The following is a 19,015-nucleotide window of genomic DNA, read 5'->3' on the forward strand; positions in this document are numbered from 1 at the left end:
CCCGCAGGGGCCGCCGGCACGGGCGCGCGGCGCCGCAACATGCGATCCTAGGCACATGTCATTGCTCATCGAACGCGCCCGTTACCACCTTTCGGCCCACAACGTGCGGCAATTGCCGCCCGACGAAGGGGCCGAAGTGGCCTTCGCCGGCCGCTCCAACGCCGGCAAGTCCAGTGCGCTGAACGCGCTGACCCGCCAGAACGCCCTGGCCCGTGTCTCCAAGACCCCTGGCCGTACCCAGCAGCTGGTGTTCTTCCAGGTCACCCCGGAAGCGCATCTGGTCGACCTGCCAGGTTATGGCTATGCAAAGGTGCCGCTGGACCTGCAGGCGCACTGGCAGGCCTTCATCGACAAGTATTTCCGCACCCGCGAAGCCCTGAAGGGGCTGGTGGTGGTGATGGACATCCGCCATCCGCTGAAGGACTACGACCGGCAGATGCTGTCCTACGCCGTGCAGCGCGGCCTGCCGGCGCACGCCCTCCTGACCAAGGCCGACAAGCTCAGCCGCAGCCAGCAGATGCAGTCCCTGCAGAAGGTGCGCAAGGAACTGCAATCGGCCTACGGCGACAGCGTCAGCGTGCAGGTGTTCTCCGGCGAAGACCGTACCGGCGTGGACGAAGCCCGCGGCGTGATCGGCGGCTGGCTGGGGCTGGAATAAGGCATTTCCGGTCGCCCGGCTGGCAGCCGGGCGCTACCCGATCGGTGGGTGCCGACCTTGGTCGGCACACCCTCACAACGGCGAATACTCCGCCGGCACCCACGCATAGGCCTTGCCCTCGCCACGCACATGGCCCAGGCCTGGGAAGGGCAGGTGCGCACCGGCCACCCACCAGCCGTTGGCGGTGGCCTGCTGCAGCAGCCCGCGACGGCTGGCGATGGCCGCTGTGCGGTCCGAATCGGCCTCGAATGCCGCCTCCGGGTGCGCGAACTGCACCGCATGGAAGTGCAGCACATCACCCCATACCAGCAGTGACTGGCCCTGGCTGTCGAACCGGTAAGAGACATGGCCGGGCGTATGGCCATGGGTGTCCATCGCCACCGCGCCGCCGGGCAGGGCGTCGCCGGGGCTGAAGGTGCGCAGGTGGCCGCTGGCCTGGTATGGCGCGACCGCATTGCGTGCCAGCGGGAAGGCGAAGCGCACGCCCTTTGGCGCGGTGCCCTCGCTGGCCGGGTTGAGCCAGTAATCGGCATCGGCCTTGGACAGCCACACCGTGGCATTGGGATAGGCCGGCTTGCCCTGCGCGTCGAGTACGCCGCACAGGTGGTCCGGATGGGCGTGGGTCAGCAGCACCTCATCCACCTCGGCCGGGTCGACGCCGGAGGCGCGCAGATTGCCCAGCACCTGGCCCAGGCCGGGGCCAAAGCACTGCGCGGTGCCGGTGTCGACCAGGGTCAGGTGGTTGCCCTGGCGGATCAGGAACGCATTGATCGCGGTCTGCAGGCCCTTCTTGTCTTCCGGCACGTAACGGCCTTCCAGCAGGCGGCTGACCAGCGTCGGCGGCACGTCCACCACTTCCTGCCGGCCCAGCGCGACCACGCCGTCGAACAGGGCGGTGACCTGCAGCGCACCGACGCGCTGGTGATAGACGCCGGGCACCTGCTGGGTGGGGGCGGGCGAAGTGGCCTCGGCCAGCGCGGCCAGCGGCAGGGACGACAGGGCCAGCAGCAGGGCGCCGCGCAGCGGCAGGGGACGCAGGGTCATGGTGGTTCTCGGTGGATGACGGGCGGTTCCGTTGCCGCATAGCGTGCCGTGGCCGGCGTGTGCACGGCGCTCAAACCACTGCGCGGAATGCTCAGGGAAGGGGTGTTGTCTGCAGGGCTGCGCCCTGCACCCGCAGAGGCAACGGCCGCAGCCAAAGCAACGTCAAAAACTGGTTTCCTGTGGGATGGCGGGGTGGGTCCGGTTGCGGGAGACGCCGTAAACCCGTCCATGGGGGCTTGGCCGCGGCATCCATGCCGCGGACACTCCCGCAACCGGACCCACCCCGCCTTGGACAGTTTTCCGCGATCTGTCAGCTCGTGGGGTCAGATCCGTTTTCCGCAGGAAAACGGATCTGACCCCAGAGTTTCATTCGATATCTGACAGATGTGTCGACCAAGGTCGACACCTACCAACAGTCGCGAAGATCTGTCAGAGGTGGGGCGGTGTGGGTGGGCAGGACCGTTGGCGCCATGGATGGCGCCATCGAGCCCCCATGGATGGGTTTACGGCGTGTCCTGCCCACCCACACCGTCCCGCCCTCCCACGGATAGCCGCTGTTGCTGTTGCTTTCGCTGTTGCCGTTGCCTCTGCAGGTGCAGGGCTGCAAGCCCTGCCGAACCCCCTCAAATGTCTGTGGGAGCCAGCCCGTACTGCTCGGCGAAGCGCTTGCTGAAACTCGCCGCAGACCGGTAGCCCGCGCGCGCTGCCACGGTCTTCAACGGCAGGTCCGTGGTGTAGAGCAGCTGCATGCCATGCGCCAGCCGTGCCTCGGTGAGCAGCTGGCGCAGGCTGGTGTCCTCGGCGGCAAGACGGCGGCGCAGTGTCGCGCCGCTCAACGCGAACTGTTCTTCCACATCGCGCGATTGCCAGTCGCGTGCTGGTTCGGCGGCGATGCGGTCGCGGATCTGTTCGCCCAGGCTCGGTGCCTGCGGCAGCAGCAGGTTGCCGTGGCCCTGCCGGCACAAGGTCAGTACCAGCGAGGCCAGGGCCAGCCGCGCTTCGCTGTAACGACCGTCCTGCAGCGATTGCCGCCACTGGCGCAGCACCGCGCCATGATCGATCAACGGCAGTCGCGCCATCACCTGGCCTGGCGCGGGAAGCTCCTCGCTCCACAGCGTGCGAGCGGCCGCCAGCACTTCGGCACACAGCGGCACGATGGCGCTGAGGTAGCGGCCACTGCGTGGGTCGGGGGTGTTGACTACATCGATGCGGCAGCGCTGGGTCAGCAGCAGGATGTCGCCGGGGATGAACTCCAGCGACTGGTGCGCGGTACGCACCTGCTTGCGGCCTTCCAGCAGGATCGCGAACTGCGGTTGCGGAATCTCCACCGAGCTGGCGCCATGTTCGCGCCGCGCGGTGATGCACGCATAACCTTCGGCGCGTGCGCAGCCGGCCAGACTGGCCATCTCGGCCAGCAGTGCGGTAACTGGCGGCAGCATGCCGGTCATGTCACCGGGGCGCCGAACAGGCGACCGACGCCTGCAGCGGCGGCCATTGCCAGTGCACCCCAGAACATCACCCGGATCGCGCCGCGTACCGGCGGGGCGCCGCCGGCCTGGGCTGCCACCGCGCCGGTCAGACACAGGCCGAGCAGGGTACTGGCCGTGGTCATCAGTGCGACCTTGTCGACCGGCGCCAGCAGGGCGGTCATCACTGGCAGCGCCGCACCGCAGGTGAACGCACCGGCCGAGGCCAGCGCTGCCTGCAGCGGACGGGCGCGCAGGGTATCGGTGATGCCCAGTTCGTCGCGGGCGTGGGCACCCAGCGCATCGTGGGCGGTAAGCTGTTCGGCAACCTGCCGCGCCAGCGCAGGCTCCAGGCCGCGGTGGCGGTAGATCGCGGCCAGCTCCTCCAGTTCGCTGTGCGGATCGTCGCGCAGCTCGCGCTTTTCCATTGCCAGGTCGGCCGCTTCGGTGTCGGCCTGGGTCTGCACCGAGACATATTCGCCCGCCGCCATCGACATCGCGCCGGCCACGGTACCCGCCACGCCGGTGGCCAGGATGGTCGCAGCCGAGGCGCCGCTGGCGGCCACGCCGACCACCAGGCCAGCCACCGAGACGATGCCATCGTTGGCGCCCAGCACGGCGGCTCGCAGCCAGCCGACGCGCTCGGAGCGATGCAGTTCGGGGTGTCGTGAATGGCGGCTCATGGCTCTGAGTGTACGAGGGTCAAGAGGGCGTCGGTAGGATGCTGAAACCCGTCACCGTCGCATGACGCAACGGGGTGCCACGCTATAGTGCGCCCTTGCGATGGAAGGCCGCGAGCCCCACATCCCCCGCCACCGTCCAGCGAGCCTTTCCCTTGTCGAGCCCCAGCCACGTCGCCGATACCCCCATTACCGACCGCTCGCAGCTGGTGGAGGTGATCGCCTCCGGCGAGAAGCCCCGCGCGCAGTGGCGCATCGGCACCGAGCACGAGAAGTTCGGGTTCCGCCTGGATGACCTGCGCCCGCCGACCTTCGAAGGCGAGCGCGGCATCGAAGCGCTGCTCAACGGCCTGGTCCGCTTCGGCTGGGAGCCGGTGCAGGAGAACGGCAACACGATCGCCCTGCTGCGCGATGGCGCCTCGGTGACGCTGGAACCGGCCGGTCAGCTGGAGCTGTCCGGTGCGGCGCTGGAGACCATCCACCAGACCTGCGTGGAGACCGGCACCCACCTCAACGAAGTGGCGCAGGTGGCCGGCGAACTGCAGCTGGGTTTCCTCGGCATGGGCTTCCAGCCGAAGTGGAAGCGCGACGAGATGCCCTGGATGCCCAAGGGTCGCTACAAGATCATGCGTTCGTACATGCCCAAGGTCGGTTCGCTCGGCCTGGACATGATGACCCGCACCTGCACGGTACAGGTGAACCTGGACTACGCGACCGAAGCGGACATGGTGAAGAAGTTCCGCGTATCGCTGGCGCTGCAGCCGATCGCCACCGCGCTGTTCGCCGATTCGCCGTTCACCGAAGGCAAGCCCAACGGCTACCTGAGCTACCGCTCGCACATCTGGACCGACACCGACGCTGACCGCACCGGCATGCTCGACTTCGTGTTCGAGGATGGCTTCGGTTACGAGCGCTATGTCGATTACCTGCTCGACGTGCCGATGTATTTCTCCTACCGCGATGGCATCTACCACGACGCCAGCGGGCAGAGCTTCCGCGATTTCATGCAGGCCAGGCTGCCGGTGCTGCCGGGCGCGCTGCCGACGCTGCGCGACTGGTCGGACCACATGACCACCGCGTTCCCGGAAGTGCGCCTGAAGAAGTACCTGGAAATGCGCGGCGCCGATGGTGGTCCGTGGAGCCGCCTGTGTGCGCTGCCGGCGTTCTGGGTCGGGCTGCTGTACGACGACGCTGCGCTGGACGCTGCGTGGGACCTGGTGCGTGACTTCACCCTGGCCGAGCGCCATGCACTGCGCGACGGCGTGCCGAAGCATGCGATGAACCTGCCGTTCCGCAATGGCACGGTGCGCGACCTGGCCCGCGAAGCCGTGAAGATTTCCGTCGAAGGCCTCAAGCGCCGCGCGGCGCGCAATGCCGACGGCCAGGACGAGAGCAAGTTCCTGGACGTGCTGCAGGAGATCGTCGAATCCGGGCTGACCCCGGCCGAGCGCAAGCTGGCGCTGTTCCATGGCCGCTGGCACGGCGACGTCGATCCGGTGTTCCGCGAATTCGCGTACTGAGTGGATTGCGGTAGTGCCGGCCGCTGGCCGGCAGCCAGGCGGGGGTGCCGGCCAGCGGCCGGCACTACCAGAAAAAAACCCCGGCATTGCCGGGGTTTTTCTTTTTCGCATCTGCCCTGGATCAGGCCGCGTCCTTCATCGTCGCCATGTCGATCACGAAGCGGTAGCGCACATCGTTCTTCGTCATGCGTTCCCAGGCTTCGTTGACGTTCTTGATGTCGATCATCTCCACATCGCTGACGATGCCGTGCTCGGCACAGAAGTCCATCATTTCCTGGGTTTCAGCCATGCCTCCAATCGCCGATCCGGTCAGGTGCTTGCGGCCGAAGATCACGCTGCCACCGGTCAACGGCGGGTCCAGTTCGGTCAGCACGCCGACCAGGCACATGGTGGCTTCACGCTTGAGCAGGCCCATGTACGGATTGGTGTCATGGCCAACAGGGATGGTGTTGAGCAGGAAGTCGAAGCTGCCCGCGTGCGCCTTCATCTGCGCGGCATCGCGCGAGACCAGCACCTCATCGGCGCCCAGGCGCTTGGCGTCGGCACCCTTTTCCGGCGTGGTGGTGATCATCACCACGTGCGCGCCGAGTGCCTTGGCGAACTTCACGCCCATGTGGCCGAGGCCACCGAGGCCGATCACGCCGACCTTCTGGCCCGGGCCGACCTTCCAGTGGCGCAGCGGCGACCAGGTGGTGATGCCGGCGCACAGCAGCGGCGCGGCGGCCTTCAGGTCGAGGGTGTCGGACACCTTCACCACGAAGCGCTGTTCGACCACCACGTGGTCGGAATAGCCGCCGTAGGTCGGCGCGCCGCTTTCGCGTTCACGGCCGTTGTAGGTCCAGGTCGCGCCCTCTGCGCAGTACTGCTCCAGGTCGTGCTCGCAGGCATCGCAGTGGCGGCAGGAGTCGACCATGCAGCCGACGCCGGCGTGGTCGCCGACCTTGAAGCGGGTGACGTTGCTGCCGACTTCGGTCACCCGGCCGATGATCTCGTGGCCCGGCACCATCGGGTAGATCGAGCCACCCCAGTCGTCGCGGGCCTGGTGCAGGTCGGAGTGGCAGATGCCGCTGTAGAGAATCTCGATGCGCACATCGTCCGGGCCGACCGCGCGGCGTTCGAACTCGAAGGGCACCAGCGGGTCGGTATGGGAGTGGGCGGCGTAACCACGGGCGAGGGACATGGGGAATCCTTGGCAGGGTTTGTCGAAAGGCGTTTTACAATACGCCCCGTACCCAGCCGCAAGAAGCACGGATATTGGCATGATTCATCAAGTGAAACTGCACAATCATGGCCACTGACAATCTCACCCACCTGGCCGCGTTCGCGGCGGTCGCCCGTCACCGCAGCTTCCGCCGTGCCGGCGCCGAGCTGGCGCTGTCGACCTCGGCGGTGAGCTATGCCATCCGCGCGCTGGAGGAACGGTTGGGCGTGGGCCTGTTCCATCGCACCACCCGCAGCGTGGCCCTGACCGAGGCCGGGCAGCGCCTGCTGGAACGCCTGCAGCCCGCGCTGGGCCAGGTGAATGACGCGCTGGAGGAGATGAACCAGTTCCGCGCCGCGCCGGCGGGCCTGCTGCGTATCAATGCTACCCGCGCCGCAGTGCCGACCCAGTTGGGGCCACGGCTGGCGCGCTTCCTGCACGCCCATCCCGACGTGCGGGTGGAGCTGACCGAGAACGATGGCCTGGTCGATATCGTTGCCGAAGGCTACGACGCCGGCGTGCGCCTGCACGAGTTCGTACCCGAGGACATGGTGGCGGTGCCGATGGGCCCACCGCTGCGTGGCTTGATTGTCGGCTCGCCGGACTACCTGCGGCGGCGCCCGGCGCCACAGCATCCGCGCGACCTGGCCACACACGAATGCATCCGCTTCCGCTTCGCCAGCGGGCATCTGTACAAGTGGCAGTTCGAGCGCGGTGGGCAGGCGCTGGAGATCGATGTACCGGGGCGGCTGACGCTGTGCGAGCAGGGCACCGTGGTCAGAGCGGTACTCGATGGCATCGGCCTGGCCTATGTGCTGGAAGACACCGCCCGCCCGTACATCGAATCCGGCCAGATGGTGGCAGTGCTGGAAGACTGGAGCGAACCGTTCGCCGGCTTCGCGCTGTACTACCCGAAGCAGCGGCAGATGCCCGGTGCGTTGCGCGCGTTCGTGGACATGCTGCGCGAGTGAGTTACTGCAGGAGTGCCGACCAACGGTCGGCACCCACCGTGGAAGGCCAGTGCCGACCAACGGTCGGCACCCACCGGGCAAGGCCATTGCCGACCAACGAATCGGGACCGGCCGGTAGATCCACGCCACGCGTGGATGGAACAACCTTACGGCGCCTGCAACACCGGCGCCAAGAACGCCACGCAGTCGCGCAGGTGCACGTCCACCGGCGCATCCTCGGCCACCACACCGATCACGCGTTCGCGCAGCGGCTCGGCCACGGCCATCGCCAGCAGCAATCGCGCCATGCGAACAGGATCTCCCTCGCGCAGCAGCCCACGCTGTTGCTGGCGCGCCAGCCAGTCGGCCAGCAGCGCACGGCCGCGTTCGATGCCGTTGTCCAGATAGGCCTGCAGCAGCGCGTCCTTGCCGGGAAAGTCGGTGGCCAGCAGGCGGAATACCTGCACCGCCTGCGCCGACAGCGCCTGCGCGCACACCGCGTGCAGGATGTCCTGCAGCAACGGCACGACCTCTTGGGCATTGCGCGCATCGCGCTGCAGTTGTGGCGCGAAGCCGTCGGTCCACTCACGCACCGCCAACCCAACCAGTTCCTCGCGGTTGCTGGCGTGGCGGTAGACGGTCTTCTTCGCCACCCCGGCGTGCGCCGCCACCGCTTCGATGGTGGTGGCCTCGTAGCCCTGCGCCAGCAGCAGTTCCAGCGTGGCCTGCAGCACGGCGTGGCGGACTTCGGCTTCCGGCCGCGCAGGGCGGCCGCGGCGGCGGGTCGGTGATGTGGGCTCGGGCACGGTGGTGCTGTTCATTGCGCCCATCTTACCGCATCCGGACAATTGCGAAACGAATATCGTTTCCGTATTGTCGGGACTCCCAACACCGCAGGAGACCCCGATGGATACCGCTGTGAACGCCCGCGCCTGGCTGGACCACCACGATCTGCTCGACCCGGCGCCGATGCATCTGGAGACCGGCATCCAGCGCCGCGAAGACGGCACCCTGCTGGTGGCGGTGCGCACCGATCTGCACGGCTGCAAGGGCCGCATGCTCGACTGGTGGTTCACCTTCTTCGAGACCACCCAGCACATCCGCTGGTGGCATCCGGTCGATCATGTCGAGCATCGCGGCTGGGACGCGGCCTGGCAGCGCGGGCGCAGCTACCACGGCGCCAGCATCCATGCGGTGGAATCGCTGGCCGACATTCCGCCGGTGGCGGCGCGCCTGAAGTTCCATGACCCGCGCACGTTGCTGGTGCCCGAGCGCCTGCAGGCGGCACAGGATGCAGGCGATGTATCGGCGGTGATCGCCGCGCGCATCGGCTTCGGCGACCAGGTCCGCCTGGATGCAAACGCTGACCCCTGCGACGGGCAGATGCTGCACGTCGCACGCGATACGCCGTTTGGCTGTGTGCTGCGCAGCCGCTTCGTGCTCGGCCTGGACAGCACCGATCCGCACCGCGATGCCGGCGATGCGGTCGGGCTGGGCCTGCTCAAGCACTGCTACACGGAGTTCAGTTTCCTCTCGCGCCTGCTGCCGTCGCTGTACTACGGTGAGCGCGCCAACGGCGAAGCGGTGCCGTTGCCGTGGTGAGCGGTGCAGCGGTCATTCGACCAGTGCGTCGTAGCCTTCGCCGCTGAACTGGATCAGGCAGAAGCCGTGGCCGAACGGATCGGCCAGCACGGCGATGTGCCCCCAGCGACGCTCGCGTATGGATTGCTCGAGCGTCGCTCCGGCTGCGACTGCACGTACCAGCGCGGCTTCGATGTCATCCACCACCCAATCCAGGTGCAGCGGCGTCCAATGGCGCTCGTAGTCGCGCACGTCGCCGTCTTCGGTGGCGGCGCTGCCGGCGTCGTTGTGCAGCAGGTAGAGCGGCGTTGGCCCACCGAGCAGCTCCACGGCGCCCGGGCCGAGACGGCGGCCGATGCGCAGGCCGAAGGCCCGGATGTAGAAGTCTTCGGCGGCGGCCAGGTCGGGCACGTCGAGGTTGACGATGAAGCTGTGGGCAGTGGGGTTCATGGCAGCGATGGGCGGCATCCGGTGGTCGCAGTCTAGTCCTGCCGCGTGCTGCGGCCGGTTCATCTCCTGCGCGGATTCGGGCAAGCTGGGCGGTCTCCATCGACAAGGACATCCATGAGCGCGCTATCCGGCATCGAGCAGGCCACCGGCCAGTCCTTCCCGCCCCTGTTCAAGCAGCTGCATGCAGCGGATCGGTTGAGTTGGGGTGCCCCACATCCGGAATGGTCCGAGGTGGTATTCCCGACGCTGCAGGCGGATCCGCCGGTGCTGCTGTATGCCCAGGACTATGAGCCGTTGGAACACGATGAACTGCTCGAGGCGTGGCAGGAGCTGACCGCGGAGGATCATTACAATCCCCTGCGCACTGACCTGCAGTTGCTGCCCTTTGCGCGGACCGGCGGCGGCGACAGCTACTGCTTCTGGAGCAACGCGCCCGGCTTTGCCGAGCCCCCCGTCGTGCTGGCGTGGCATGACGATGATCGTGCCGATGTGCTGGCCGCCAGCTATCAGGATTTCCTGTTCCGCAAGATGGTCGAAGCCGTTGCTGACTACCAGGGGCCGTACACGCTGCTGTCGCACGGCGAGCTGGCCAGCAACCTGCGGCGCTGGCTGCAGAGCCACCAGCCGTTCCTGCGCGATGACCAGTACGCAGCCCTGCAGCGGCTGTTCGCCCGCGTTGACGATATCGCTGAAGGAAACATCAGCGACGAGGATGCACAGGCCATCGTCGCTGAGGTGATCGGCTTCGAGCGGTTGGACGAGTCGTTCGCCTACGTGCGCGAGGACGCCTGAAGGCCGGGGTCGGATCCGCGCGCAGCGTGGCTCTGACGCCTTGTGCGCCGAACAGGGGTCAGAGCCCTTTCCGTTGGAAAGGGCTCCGACCCCGTGGGGGATCAGCCCGCGGCCGGGTAGTCGAGGTAGCCTGCTTCGCCGCCACCGTAATAGGTGCTGCGGTCGGGCGTGGCCAACGCGATGTTGCGCTGCAGGCGTTCGACCAGATCCGGGTTGGCGATGAACGGCTGGCCGAACGCGGCCAGGTCGATGGTGCCCGCTTCGACCAGCTGCAGGGCGCGTTCGCGGGTCATGCCACCTGCCAGGATGACGGTGCCACCGTAGGCCTGCCTGAACTGCCGCAGAAACGCCTCGCCCAGCACCGACCGGCCCGCCTGCAGGTTGTCGTTGAGGTGCACGTAGGCCAGCCCACGCTTGCCCAGTTCCTCGGCCAGGTACAGATAGGTGGCTTCGTTGTCGGGGTAGAACGGCATGTCGAAGGTGAGGTTGTTCGGTGCCAGGCGCACGCCGATGCGATGCGCACCGATACGCTGCGCCATCGCATCGACGGTTTCCAGGATCAAGCGCGCACGATTGGGCAGCGAGCCGCCGTAGCGATCATCACGCTGGTTGATGAGCGGGTTGAGGAACTGCTCGAACAGGTAACCGTTGGCGGCATGCAGTTCGATGCCGTCGAAGCCGGCCGCAATGGCGTTGTCTGCCCCGCGCACGAAGTCGTCGACGATACCGGGGATCTCCGCAGTCTCCAGTGCACGTGCCGGAGTGGGATCGGCGTGGCCGCGGCTGCCATCGTCCAGGTACACGAACGAGGTGTTCTTCGGTGCGCTGGCCACCGGGCGGGTACCGGCGCTGACCGGTTGCCCACCGCCGGGCTGCAGCGAGGAATGCGACATGCGGCCGACGTGCCAGAGCTGGGCGAAGATCGTGCCCTGTGCGGCATGCACCGCCTCGGTGACACGCTTCCACCCGGCCACCTGCTCGGCCGACCAGATGCCCGGCACGTCGATGTAGCCCTGGCCCTGCGGCGAGACAGGCGTGCCTTCGCTGATGATCAGGCCGGCGCTGGCGCGCTGCCGGTAGTACTGCGCGGTGAGTTCGTTGGCGACCGCTCCGGGGTTGCGGGCACGGGTCATCGGCGCCATCGCGATGCGGTTGCGCAGGGAAGTGCCTGCAAGCTCGAAGGGGCGGAACAGGGCGGCGATCATGTCGGTCATCTCGATGCGGGGGAAGGCGCCAGCGGCGCGATGCACACAGGATGGAGTTGACATGCGGGCGCATAAAGCGCTTCGATCTCTCTGGGTGCGGGACTATTTGTCCCCAATGGAGCGCGAACGATGCTGCCGCTGGAATCGTTGAATGGCCTGGTCACGTTCGTCACCACGGCCCGCTCAGGCAGCTTCACCGAGGCCGCCGACGCGCTGGGCATCTCGCGCTCGGCGGTGGGCAAGGCCGTCGCCCGGCTGGAAGCGCGGCTGGGGGTGCGCCTGTTCCACCGCACCACGCGGCGCATCGCGCTGACCACCGATGGCGAGGCGTACTACGCATCGTGCGCGGCGGCGCTGGAAGAAATCTCCGCCGCCGAGGCCTGCCTGGGTTCGGCCGGCCTGCCCAGCGGGCGGCTGCGCATCGACATGCCATCCTCGTTCGGGCGCCTGGTGGTGCTGCCGGTGCTGTTGCGGCTGTGCCGGCAGTACCCGGACCTGCAGTTGACGATGACCTTCACCGATCATTTCGTCGATCCCGTCGAGGAAGGCATCGACCTGCTGATCCGCTTCGGCGGGCTGCACCAGGCCGAGCATCTGGTGGCGCGGCGGCTGGGGCGTCAGCGACTGGTCACCTGCGCATCGCCGGAGTACCTGCAGGCGCACGGCGTGCCACGCACGGTGGAGGAACTGGCGCAGCACCGCAGCATTGTTGGCTTCCGCCACGGGCAACCGGTGTGGTGGCGGATCGGTAGCGAGGAGGACGAAGGGACATTCATCCCGAATGCGCCGTATCAACTCAATGACGGCGACGCGGTGATCGAGGCGGCCATCGCCGGGCTTGGTATCTGCCAGATGCCGGTTTCACTGGTACGCCGCCACCTGGATTCCGGCGCGTTGCGGTCGGTGCTGGATGCGCACATGCAACGGCACATCGATATCCACGCACTGTGGCCACCGACGCGCCACCTGCGGCCCAAGGTGCGCTACGTGGTGGATGAGCTGACCCGGTTGGCGGGTGAGGGATTGTTTGATTGAACCGGCCGGGATTGAGTCCGTGGCTCCGGTTTGTATACTATCCCCCAGTATAGTTCCAAGGTGGCCCGCCATGCCGCACTCCCCCGAAGAGAAGAAAAAGGTCCTGGCCCGCGTGCGCCGCATCCGTGGCCAGTGCGATGCGCTGGACCGCGCGCTGGAAGCCGGCGCCGACTGCGGGCCGGTGCTGCAGCAGATCGCCGCCATCCGTGGCGCGGTCAACGGCCTGATGTCCGAGGTGATGGAGGCTCATCTGCGCGAGGAGTTCGGGCAGCCCGCGGCCTCCGATGAACAACGCGCCGAACGCGTGCGCGACATGAGCGCGTTGATCCGCTCGTACCTGAAATAAACGATGGCGCAACATGGCGCCGCCCATCCTGTCATTGCCTGTCTCTGGAGAGTCCACCCATGAAGTCCCGTGCCGCCGTCGCCTTTGGTCCCGGCCAGCCGCTGAAGATCGTCGAGATCGACGTCGCCCCGCCGAAGAAGGGCGAAGTGCTGGTCAAGATCACCCACACCGGTGTCTGCCACACCGATGCGTTCACCCTGTCCGGCGATGATCCGGAAGGTCTGTTCCCGGTGGTGCTGGGCCACGAAGGCGCCGGCATCGTGGTGGAGGTCGGCGAGGGCGTGACCAGCGTCAAGCCCGGCGACCACGTGATTCCGCTGTACACCGCCGAGTGCGGCGAGTGCCTGTTCTGCAAGAGCGGCAAGACCAACCTGTGCGTGGCCGTGCGCGCCACCCAGGGCAAGGGTGTGATGCCCGATGGCACCAGCCGCTTCAGCTACAACGGTGAGCCGCTGTACCACTACATGGGTTGCTCGACCTTCAGCGAGTACACCGTCGTTGCCGAAGTCTCGCTGGCCAAGATCAACCCGGACGCCAACCCGGAACATGTCTGCCTGCTCGGCTGCGGCGTCACCACCGGCATCGGCGCGGTACACAACACCGCCAAGGTGCAGGAAGGCGACAGCGTGGCCGTGTTCGGCCTCGGTGGCATCGGCCTGGCGGTGATCCAGGGTGCACGCCAGGCCAAGGCCGGCCGCATCATCGCGGTGGACACCAACCCGTCCAAGTTCGAGCTGGCGCGCGAATTCGGTGCCACCGACTGCATCAATCCGAAGGATTTCGACAAGCCGATCCAGCAGGTCATCGTTGAAATGACCACCTGGGGCGTGGACCACAGCTTCGAGTGCATCGGCAACGTCAACGTGATGCGCGCGGCGCTGGAATGCGCGCACCGTGGCTGGGGCCAGAGCGTGGTGATCGGCGTGGCCGGTTCGGGCCAGGAGATCTCCACCCGTCCGTTCCAGCTGGTGACCGGGCGCAAGTGGATGGGCACCGCCTTCGGCGGCGTGAAGGGCCGCAGCCAGCTGCCGGGCATGGTCGAGGATGCGATGAAGGGCGATATCGAACTGGCTCCGTTCGTCACCCACACCATGGACCTGGACAAGATCAACGACGCCTTCGACCTGATGCATGAAGGCAAGTCGATCCGTTCGGTGGTCCACTACTGAGCCGCGTCATGGGCTGGTTCGATGCCCTGCGCCGGCCGCGTGCGGAAGACCCGCGCGCGGCCCTGGTGGTGCCGATCGAGCAGGCGTTGCGTGCGCTGGGCTGGGTCGACGGCGAGGTGGGACCACCGCGTGCGGTGACTTCGGCCTTCGGCAGCGACGATGGCATGCCGTTCGAGCAGTGGCTTGCGCAGGTATTCCTGCCGCGCCTGCACGAAGCCCGCGCCGACGGCCAGTGGCCACCACGCAGCGACGTGGCGGTGGCGGCGTATCGCAACCTGGACGGCCAGCCTGGCGTCGAATCATTGCTGCGCCTGCTGGCACAGCTGGATGAACGGATCAACCAAGGCATCCACGCCGGGCGTGGATAACCCGACCAAGGTCGGCATCTACCAGAAGCACGCGTGCGCTGACGCGCCGCGCAGGAGAGCACCATGGAACGCATTGAACACCGCGCATGTTTTGGCGGCTGGCAGGACGTCTACCGCCATCATTCGACCACGCTGGGCTGCGACATGCAGTTCGCCGTGTACCTGCCACCGCAGGCGGAAACACAGAAGCTGCCGGTGCTGTACTGGCTAAGCGGCCTGACCTGCACCGAGCAGAATTTCATCACCAAGGCCGGCGCGCAGCGTTATGCGGCCGAGCACGGTGTGATCATCGTCGCGCCCGACACCAGCCCGCGCGGTGATGACGTAGCCGATGCCGAGGGCTACGACCTGGGCAAGGGGGCAGGGTTCTACCTCAATGCCACCCGCGCACCGTGGGCGAAGCACTACCGCATGCATGACTACGTGGCGCAGGAGCTGCCGGCGCTGATCGAGGCGAACTTCGCGGTGACCAACGCGCGCGCGATCAGTGGCCATTCGATGGGCGGCCATGGCGCGCTGGTGATCGCGCTGCGTAACCCCGGGCGCTATCGCAGCGTGTCGGCGTTTTCGCCGATCGTCGCGCCCAGCCACGTGCCGTGGGGGCAGAAGGCCTTCCATGCCTATCTGGGCGACAACCCGGCCGACTGGGCGCAATGGGATGCCTGCGAGCTGATCGCTATGGCTGACGAGCGCCTGCCGCTGCTGGTCGACCAGGGCGAGGCGGACGAGTTCCTGCAGACCCAGTTGCAGCCGCAGCGCCTGCAGCAGGCCTGCGACGCCGCCGGCCATCCGCTGACCCTGCGCCTGCAGCCCGGCTACGACCACAGCTACTACTTCATCGCCAGCTTCATCGGCGAGCACATCGCCCACCACGCCCGCGCCCTGCAGGGCTGAGCGCCCTGGGAAAAAGGGGACGGAGGGGATTAAGTCGCATTTGCCGCTGTGCCGCAAACGACTTAATCCCCTCCGTCCCCTTTTTCAGCGATGGATCACACCCTTATGGCGCCGCCCCGCGCTATCGTGCGCGTAGACGGCCTTGCGGATCGGGGGGATGCATGCCGGTAGTGCTGGCGCTGCTGTATGTGCTGTGCCATGGCCTGGTGCTGGCCCTGTGGCCTGGCCCCGCCGGGGCAGGCTCCTTCGTTTTCCTGACCGGCGCCCCGTTGCTGGCGGCGGCCGCCTGCCTGTGGCGGGCCCGTCGCGACCGCGCGGCACTGGGGTGGCGCGCCACGGCATTGGCACTGCTGCTGTGGGCCGGCGGCATGGCGTTCAACATGATCGACGCCTTGGGCGCCGGGCGTGCTGATTTCACCCCGCGCGCAAGCCTGTTCCTTTACGTGCTGTATGGCGTGCCCCTGGTGTTCATCCTGGCGCGGGCACGCCGCGAGCGCCTGAGCATCAGCCTGATCGACGCGGCGATGGCGGCGCTGCTGGGTGTGCTGTTCTTCGTGCACACCGCATCGTTCGCCGCCCGTGTCGAGGTCGACGCCCATGCGATGTCCAACATGCAGCGCATGTTCGACATCCAGAACCTGTGTATCGCCGCGTTCGCCGTGGTGCGATGGCTGGCCGGCGACGTGCCCGAACGGCGCAGGTTCTTCCGCGCACTGGCGCTGTACGCACTGGCCTATCTGCTGGTGGCCTACTACATCAACCACTACACCTCCGATGATGCATTCGGTGCGTTCAACGATCTGCTGATCGACGTACCTTTTCTGCTGATCGCCTGCCTGGCGCTGGACACGAGGCCGGACACAGGCACCACGGCACACCCGCGGCTGGCGAGGACGGTGCAGGCCGCCGGTCCGATCATCCTGCCATTGCTGCTGCTGGTGGTCGGCACGCTGGTGGTCGATCATGCGCGGCCGTTGGCCGTTGCCGGCTTCGTCGTAGCCACCCTTGGCTTCGGCCTGCGCAGCGTCCTGCTGCAGACCGATCTTCTGGAACGCCAGGCAGCACTGGATCAACTGGCGCGGCAGGATGGCCTGACCGGCGTGGCCAACCGCCGCGAGTTCGACGCACGGCTGACGTCCGAGTGGAATCGCGCACGGCGCAGCGGCACCGAGCTGGGCCTGCTGCTGGTGGATATCGACCACTTCAAGGCCTTCAACGACCAGCACGGCCATCCGGCCGGTGATCGTTGCCTGCAGGCGGTGGCCGGGGTGCTGAAGGCCATAGCCGGTCGCGGTGGTGACAGCGTTGCGCGTTATGGCGGTGAAGAGTTCGCCGTCATCGTGCCCGGAAGCCCGTTGTCGGGCGTGCTGGCGCTGGCCGAGCGGCTGCGCGAAGCGGTCGAAGCGCTGCCATTGCCGGAAGGCCCGGTCAGCATCAGCGTCGGCGTGGGTTACCTGCATCCGCCGGCTCTGGCCAGTGCCGATCAGTTGCTGGCAGACGCCGATGCCGGCCTGTATGCCGCCAAGCGGGCTGGCCGCAACCAGGTGATCCTGCATGCGCATGTGCTGGACGACGAGGGCAGCACGCACGGAACGATGGACTGCTGAGCAGCTCTCTGCATGCGATCACACGGGGGGCGCGACGGCTTATCGCTGCCGCAACCAGCCGGTCGGATCGAGCAGCCTCAGCCCGACCGGTGACAATGAGCGTTGCCGCAACGGCAGGTTTGCCGCCTGCACGGCCATCGCACAGCGTGCCAGTTGCCGGCGCAACGGTGCCAGCGTGTCGTCTTCGCGGGGCCGCGCATGCCGCCATTGTGCGATGCGCAGCAGGCAGACCAGCAGGTCCAGTTCGCTGGCGGCAATGAAGGGAGAGCCGGCCGGCAGCAGATCGATCGGAGCGGCGGGGGTGGCCAGCAGCGGCAGCAGGCCGATGAAGGCGTCGCATCCCTCCTGGCCAAGCCCGAGTCCGCTCAGCTGGGCAAGGCCATCGGCCTGCAGATCGGGGTCGCGCAGCTGCCGTATCGCGCCCAGCAGCGCCTGTTCGCCGCGGCCGAACTGTCGACCGAAGGCGCGGTAGTTGACCCGGGTGGGAAACAACGGGGAACGGGAGGCCATGGTGGCTAGGGCTGTGGGTCGCGGGTTTCCACCAGTACCGGACAGGGCGCGTGGTCGATGGTCCATTGCCCGATCGAGGGTTCGAACAGGCGTTCCAGCCGGGACAGGTGGCGGTGGCCGATGACGATCAGGTCGCACTTCAGGCGCCGGGCCTGCTCGCTGATCACTTCGCCAGGGTCACCGGAGGGAATCTGCGCGATGGCGTCAATGCCGCGTTCGCGCAGCTCGGCCAGGGCTTCGGCCAGCACCGCTTCGGCCCGCGAGCGCTGGCGGGCGGCTTCCGGGTACTCGATGCGGTCGGCTTCGCTGGCATCGGCCGCCAGCGCGAATTCGGGGTCGAGCACGCACAGCAGGTGCAGGCGGCTGTGGGGGCCGGCGATGGCGGCGGCCAGGTCGAGCACGCGTGCGTGCTGGGGGCCACCATCCAGGGCGACCAGCAGGGTATTGAACATGGATGTCTCCTTGGCAGGCCGGGGATGGTCGCCGATGTCACCGCGCGCACCCATGCCGTGCGCGGCAGTCAATGAATGCGTCGAACGCAATCCACCGTGGTTGCAAGTGCCGTAAAGTCATCTGATTTACTGGAGACTGTCATGCCCCTGCCGGACCTGAACCTGTTGCTGGCACTGGACGTGCTGATTGACGAATGCAGCGTGGCCGCCGCCGCGCGCCGGATGAACCTGAGCGCGCCGGCGATGAGCCGTACCCTGGGCCGGATCCGCAACGCGCTGGGCGACCCGGTGCTGGTGCGTGCCGGCCGCGGTCTGGCGCCCACGCCCCGCGCCCTGCAGCTGCGCGAGCAGGTCCGCGATGTGATCGAGCAGGCCCACCGCGTCTTCAACGCCGGTCGTGAAGTGGACATGCGCGTGCTCGAGCGGACCTTCAGCGTGCGTGCCAATGATGTGTTCGTCGGGGGGTTCGGCGGACGCCTGCGCGAGCTGTTCCGCCAGCAGGCGCCGCGCGCAGTGCTGCGCTTCGTGCCCGAAGGCGATACCGATGACGATGCGATGGCGCAGGGCCGGATCGACCTGTACATCAGCACGGCCGGCAAGCATGCGCCCGATACCAAGGTGCAGAACCTGTTCAGTACCTCGTTCATGGGCGCCGCGCGCGAAGATCATCCCTTGTTCGATGAGGAGATCAGCGCCGAGCGTTTTGCCGCCTGCGACCACATCGCGGTGTCGCGCCGCGGCTTGCCGCGTGGTCCGATCGACGATGATCTGGCCGCGCTGGGCCTGCAGCGGCGGGTGGCGCTGATCAGCCCGACCTTCCACGGCGCGATCTTCGCGGCGGCCGAATCGGACCTGATCCTGCCGCAGATGCCGAGCGTGATGCTGGAGCGGATCGTCAGCATGCGCCTGCCGCTGCGCCTGTTCCCGCTGCCGATCCCGGTGCGGACCGCCGCCATCGTGCAGGCCTGGCATCCACGCCTGGACAACGACGCCGCCCACCAGTGGCTGCGGCGGTCGATCAAGACCATGTGCGAAAGCGCAGGGGAGGCCCCGCGCTGACATCTGCATGCGTGCGCCTGGCGCACGC

Annotated in this window: 21 protein-coding genes; 12 read left to right on the forward strand and 9 right to left on the reverse strand. The window is 67.5% G+C overall.

Going from position 1 to position 19,015, the window contains the following annotated elements; genetic code table 11:
* Positions 1-55: 55 nt before the first annotated feature.
* A complete protein-coding gene (gene yihA / locus AC5P9F_RS05005) occupies positions 56-658 on the forward strand; it encodes a ribosome biogenesis GTP-binding protein YihA/YsxC (protein ID WP_005411022.1) in 603 nt (200 codons plus the stop codon).
* Positions 659-730: 72 nt separating this feature from the next.
* Here the strand turns inward: yihA and AC5P9F_RS05010 are convergent, their stop codons facing one another.
* The 3 genes from AC5P9F_RS05010 to AC5P9F_RS05020 form a co-directional block, all read right to left on the reverse strand.
* The gene (locus tag AC5P9F_RS05010) at positions 731-1,702 is read right to left on the reverse strand and encodes an MBL fold metallo-hydrolase (protein ID WP_076739030.1); all 972 of its coding nucleotides are present in this window, start codon (positions 1,700-1,702) and stop codon (positions 731-733) included.
* A 623-nt stretch (positions 1,703-2,325) separates the two neighbouring features.
* Positions 2,326-3,150: a helix-turn-helix transcriptional regulator gene (locus tag AC5P9F_RS05015; RefSeq protein ID WP_043034020.1), complete on the reverse strand. Its 825-nt coding sequence runs from the start codon at positions 3,148-3,150 to the stop codon at positions 2,326-2,328.
* Positions 3,147-3,851 (reverse strand): VIT1/CCC1 transporter family protein, encoded by a 705-nt coding sequence (locus AC5P9F_RS05020; RefSeq protein ID WP_043034022.1) that lies wholly within the window; start codon positions 3,849-3,851, stop codon positions 3,147-3,149. Before AC5P9F_RS05020 ends, AC5P9F_RS05015 begins: the two co-directional genes overlap by 4 nt.
* Positions 3,852-4,003: 152 nt before the next feature.
* Here AC5P9F_RS05020 and AC5P9F_RS05025 point away from each other — a divergent pair, with 152 nt between their 5' ends.
* Positions 4,004-5,368 (forward strand): glutamate--cysteine ligase, encoded by a 1,365-nt coding sequence (locus AC5P9F_RS05025; RefSeq protein WP_049450587.1) that lies wholly within the window; start codon positions 4,004-4,006, stop codon positions 5,366-5,368.
* Positions 5,369-5,489: 121 nt separating this feature from the next.
* Here AC5P9F_RS05025 and AC5P9F_RS05030 read toward each other — a convergent pair whose 3' ends face one another.
* Entirely contained in the window at positions 5,490-6,548 is a 1,059-nt protein-coding gene (locus tag AC5P9F_RS05030) for an NAD(P)-dependent alcohol dehydrogenase (RefSeq protein WP_062605651.1), read from the reverse strand.
* 107 nt (positions 6,549-6,655) lie between these two features.
* Between AC5P9F_RS05030 and AC5P9F_RS05035 the strand changes: the two genes are divergently transcribed.
* Positions 6,656-7,540 carry a LysR family transcriptional regulator gene (locus AC5P9F_RS05035; protein ID WP_005411016.1) on the forward strand — a complete coding sequence of 295 codons (885 nt, stop codon included), beginning with the start codon at positions 6,656-6,658 and terminating at the stop codon, positions 7,538-7,540.
* Positions 7,541-7,686: 146 nt separating this feature from the next.
* On the opposite strand, the gene AC5P9F_RS05040 is transcribed toward AC5P9F_RS05035, so the two are convergent.
* Complete coding sequence (locus tag AC5P9F_RS05040; RefSeq protein WP_024956057.1) at positions 7,687-8,349, reverse strand: TetR/AcrR family transcriptional regulator; 663 nt, start codon at positions 8,347-8,349, stop codon at positions 7,687-7,689.
* 76 nt (positions 8,350-8,425) lie between these two features.
* Here AC5P9F_RS05040 and AC5P9F_RS05045 point away from each other — a divergent pair, with 76 nt between their 5' ends.
* Positions 8,426-9,121, forward strand: a complete 696-nt coding sequence (locus AC5P9F_RS05045) for a DAPG hydrolase family protein (RefSeq protein ID WP_005411014.1) — start codon at positions 8,426-8,428, stop codon at positions 9,119-9,121.
* Between the two features lie 12 nt (positions 9,122-9,133).
* Here the strand turns inward: AC5P9F_RS05045 and AC5P9F_RS05050 are convergent, their stop codons facing one another.
* Complete coding sequence (locus AC5P9F_RS05050) at positions 9,134-9,550, reverse strand: VOC family protein (protein ID WP_043034099.1); 417 nt, start codon at positions 9,548-9,550, stop codon at positions 9,134-9,136.
* A 114-nt stretch (positions 9,551-9,664) separates the two neighbouring features.
* Between AC5P9F_RS05050 and AC5P9F_RS05055 the strand changes: the two genes are divergently transcribed.
* Positions 9,665-10,342, forward strand: coding sequence for an SMI1/KNR4 family protein (locus AC5P9F_RS05055; protein ID WP_043034024.1), 678 nt, complete (start codon positions 9,665-9,667; stop codon positions 10,340-10,342).
* A 101-nt stretch (positions 10,343-10,443) separates the two neighbouring features.
* Here the strand turns inward: AC5P9F_RS05055 and AC5P9F_RS05060 are convergent, their stop codons facing one another.
* Positions 10,444-11,547 carry an alkene reductase gene (locus AC5P9F_RS05060; RefSeq protein WP_308679174.1) on the reverse strand — a complete coding sequence of 368 codons (1,104 nt, stop codon included), beginning with the start codon at positions 11,545-11,547 and terminating at the stop codon, positions 10,444-10,446.
* A gap of 129 nt (positions 11,548-11,676) precedes the next feature.
* On the opposite strand from AC5P9F_RS05060, the gene AC5P9F_RS05065 reads away from it, so the two are divergent.
* The 6 genes from AC5P9F_RS05065 (at position 11,677) to AC5P9F_RS05090 (ending at position 16,966) form a co-directional block, all read left to right on the forward strand.
* A complete protein-coding gene (locus AC5P9F_RS05065; protein WP_049396494.1) occupies positions 11,677-12,582 on the forward strand; it encodes a LysR family transcriptional regulator in 906 nt (301 codons plus the stop codon).
* A 70-nt stretch (positions 12,583-12,652) separates the two neighbouring features.
* Positions 12,653-12,928, forward strand: coding sequence for a formaldehyde-responsive transcriptional repressor FrmR (gene frmR / locus AC5P9F_RS05070; RefSeq protein WP_005411009.1), 276 nt, complete (start codon positions 12,653-12,655; stop codon positions 12,926-12,928).
* Between the two features lie 59 nt (positions 12,929-12,987).
* Positions 12,988-14,097 (forward strand): S-(hydroxymethyl)glutathione dehydrogenase/class III alcohol dehydrogenase, encoded by a 1,110-nt coding sequence (locus AC5P9F_RS05075; protein WP_108270532.1) that lies wholly within the window; start codon positions 12,988-12,990, stop codon positions 14,095-14,097.
* 8 nt (positions 14,098-14,105) lie between these two features.
* On the forward strand, positions 14,106-14,465 hold the full coding sequence (locus AC5P9F_RS05080) for a YqcC family protein (RefSeq protein WP_005411007.1): 360 nt from the start codon (positions 14,106-14,108) through the stop codon (positions 14,463-14,465).
* Between the two features lie 63 nt (positions 14,466-14,528).
* Positions 14,529-15,359 carry an S-formylglutathione hydrolase gene (gene fghA / locus AC5P9F_RS05085; RefSeq protein WP_049459665.1) on the forward strand — a complete coding sequence of 277 codons (831 nt, stop codon included), beginning with the start codon at positions 14,529-14,531 and terminating at the stop codon, positions 15,357-15,359.
* A 161-nt stretch (positions 15,360-15,520) separates the two neighbouring features.
* The gene (locus AC5P9F_RS05090) at positions 15,521-16,966 is read left to right on the forward strand and encodes a GGDEF domain-containing protein (RefSeq protein ID WP_133050311.1); all 1,446 of its coding nucleotides are present in this window, start codon (positions 15,521-15,523) and stop codon (positions 16,964-16,966) included.
* A gap of 39 nt (positions 16,967-17,005) precedes the next feature.
* On the opposite strand, the gene AC5P9F_RS05095 is transcribed toward AC5P9F_RS05090, so the two are convergent.
* Together AC5P9F_RS05095 and AC5P9F_RS05100 are read right to left on the reverse strand one after the other, a co-directional pair.
* Positions 17,006-17,476, reverse strand: a complete 471-nt coding sequence (locus tag AC5P9F_RS05095) for a hypothetical protein (protein WP_005411004.1) — start codon at positions 17,474-17,476, stop codon at positions 17,006-17,008.
* 5 nt (positions 17,477-17,481) lie between these two features.
* Positions 17,482-17,928, reverse strand: a complete 447-nt coding sequence (locus tag AC5P9F_RS05100; RefSeq protein WP_005411003.1) for a universal stress protein — start codon at positions 17,926-17,928, stop codon at positions 17,482-17,484.
* 141 nt (positions 17,929-18,069) lie between these two features.
* On the opposite strand from AC5P9F_RS05100, the gene AC5P9F_RS05105 reads away from it, so the two are divergent.
* Positions 18,070-18,987 carry a LysR family transcriptional regulator gene (locus AC5P9F_RS05105; protein ID WP_043034033.1) on the forward strand — a complete coding sequence of 306 codons (918 nt, stop codon included), beginning with the start codon at positions 18,070-18,072 and terminating at the stop codon, positions 18,985-18,987.
* Positions 18,988-19,015 lie beyond the last annotated feature (28 nt).

This window comes from Stenotrophomonas sp. YJH_SMC_4 (assembly GCF_059371575.1).

Coding starts and splice junctions, on each gene's coding strand:
- yihA (WP_005411022.1), top strand. CDS start 56: ATGTCATTGCTCATCGAACGCGCCCGTTACCACCTTTCGGCCCACAAC.
- AC5P9F_RS05010 (WP_076739030.1), bottom strand. CDS start 1,702: ATGACCCTGCGTCCCCTGCCGCTGCGCGGCGCCCTGCTGCTGGCCCTG.
- AC5P9F_RS05015 (WP_043034020.1), bottom strand. CDS start 3,150: ATGACCGGCATGCTGCCGCCAGTTACCGCACTGCTGGCCGAGATGGCC.
- AC5P9F_RS05020 (WP_043034022.1), bottom strand. CDS start 3,851: ATGAGCCGCCATTCACGACACCCCGAACTGCATCGCTCCGAGCGCGTC.
- AC5P9F_RS05030 (WP_062605651.1), bottom strand. CDS start 6,548: ATGTCCCTCGCCCGTGGTTACGCCGCCCACTCCCATACCGACCCGCTG.
- AC5P9F_RS05035 (WP_005411016.1), top strand. CDS start 6,656: ATGGCCACTGACAATCTCACCCACCTGGCCGCGTTCGCGGCGGTCGCC.
- AC5P9F_RS05040 (WP_024956057.1), bottom strand. CDS start 8,349: ATGGGCGCAATGAACAGCACCACCGTGCCCGAGCCCACATCACCGACC.
- AC5P9F_RS05045 (WP_005411014.1), top strand. CDS start 8,426: ATGGATACCGCTGTGAACGCCCGCGCCTGGCTGGACCACCACGATCTG.
- AC5P9F_RS05050 (WP_043034099.1), bottom strand. CDS start 9,550: ATGAACCCCACTGCCCACAGCTTCATCGTCAACCTCGACGTGCCCGAC.
- AC5P9F_RS05055 (WP_043034024.1), top strand. CDS start 9,665: ATGAGCGCGCTATCCGGCATCGAGCAGGCCACCGGCCAGTCCTTCCCG.
- AC5P9F_RS05060 (WP_308679174.1), bottom strand. CDS start 11,547: ATGATCGCCGCCCTGTTCCGCCCCTTCGAGCTTGCAGGCACTTCCCTG.
- AC5P9F_RS05065 (WP_049396494.1), top strand. CDS start 11,677: ATGCTGCCGCTGGAATCGTTGAATGGCCTGGTCACGTTCGTCACCACG.
- frmR (WP_005411009.1), top strand. CDS start 12,653: ATGCCGCACTCCCCCGAAGAGAAGAAAAAGGTCCTGGCCCGCGTGCGC.
- AC5P9F_RS05075 (WP_108270532.1), top strand. CDS start 12,988: ATGAAGTCCCGTGCCGCCGTCGCCTTTGGTCCCGGCCAGCCGCTGAAG.
- AC5P9F_RS05080 (WP_005411007.1), top strand. CDS start 14,106: ATGGGCTGGTTCGATGCCCTGCGCCGGCCGCGTGCGGAAGACCCGCGC.
- fghA (WP_049459665.1), top strand. CDS start 14,529: ATGGAACGCATTGAACACCGCGCATGTTTTGGCGGCTGGCAGGACGTC.
- AC5P9F_RS05090 (WP_133050311.1), top strand. CDS start 15,521: ATGCCGGTAGTGCTGGCGCTGCTGTATGTGCTGTGCCATGGCCTGGTG.
- AC5P9F_RS05095 (WP_005411004.1), bottom strand. CDS start 17,476: ATGGCCTCCCGTTCCCCGTTGTTTCCCACCCGGGTCAACTACCGCGCC.
- AC5P9F_RS05100 (WP_005411003.1), bottom strand. CDS start 17,928: ATGTTCAATACCCTGCTGGTCGCCCTGGATGGTGGCCCCCAGCACGCA.
- AC5P9F_RS05105 (WP_043034033.1), top strand. CDS start 18,070: ATGCCCCTGCCGGACCTGAACCTGTTGCTGGCACTGGACGTGCTGATT.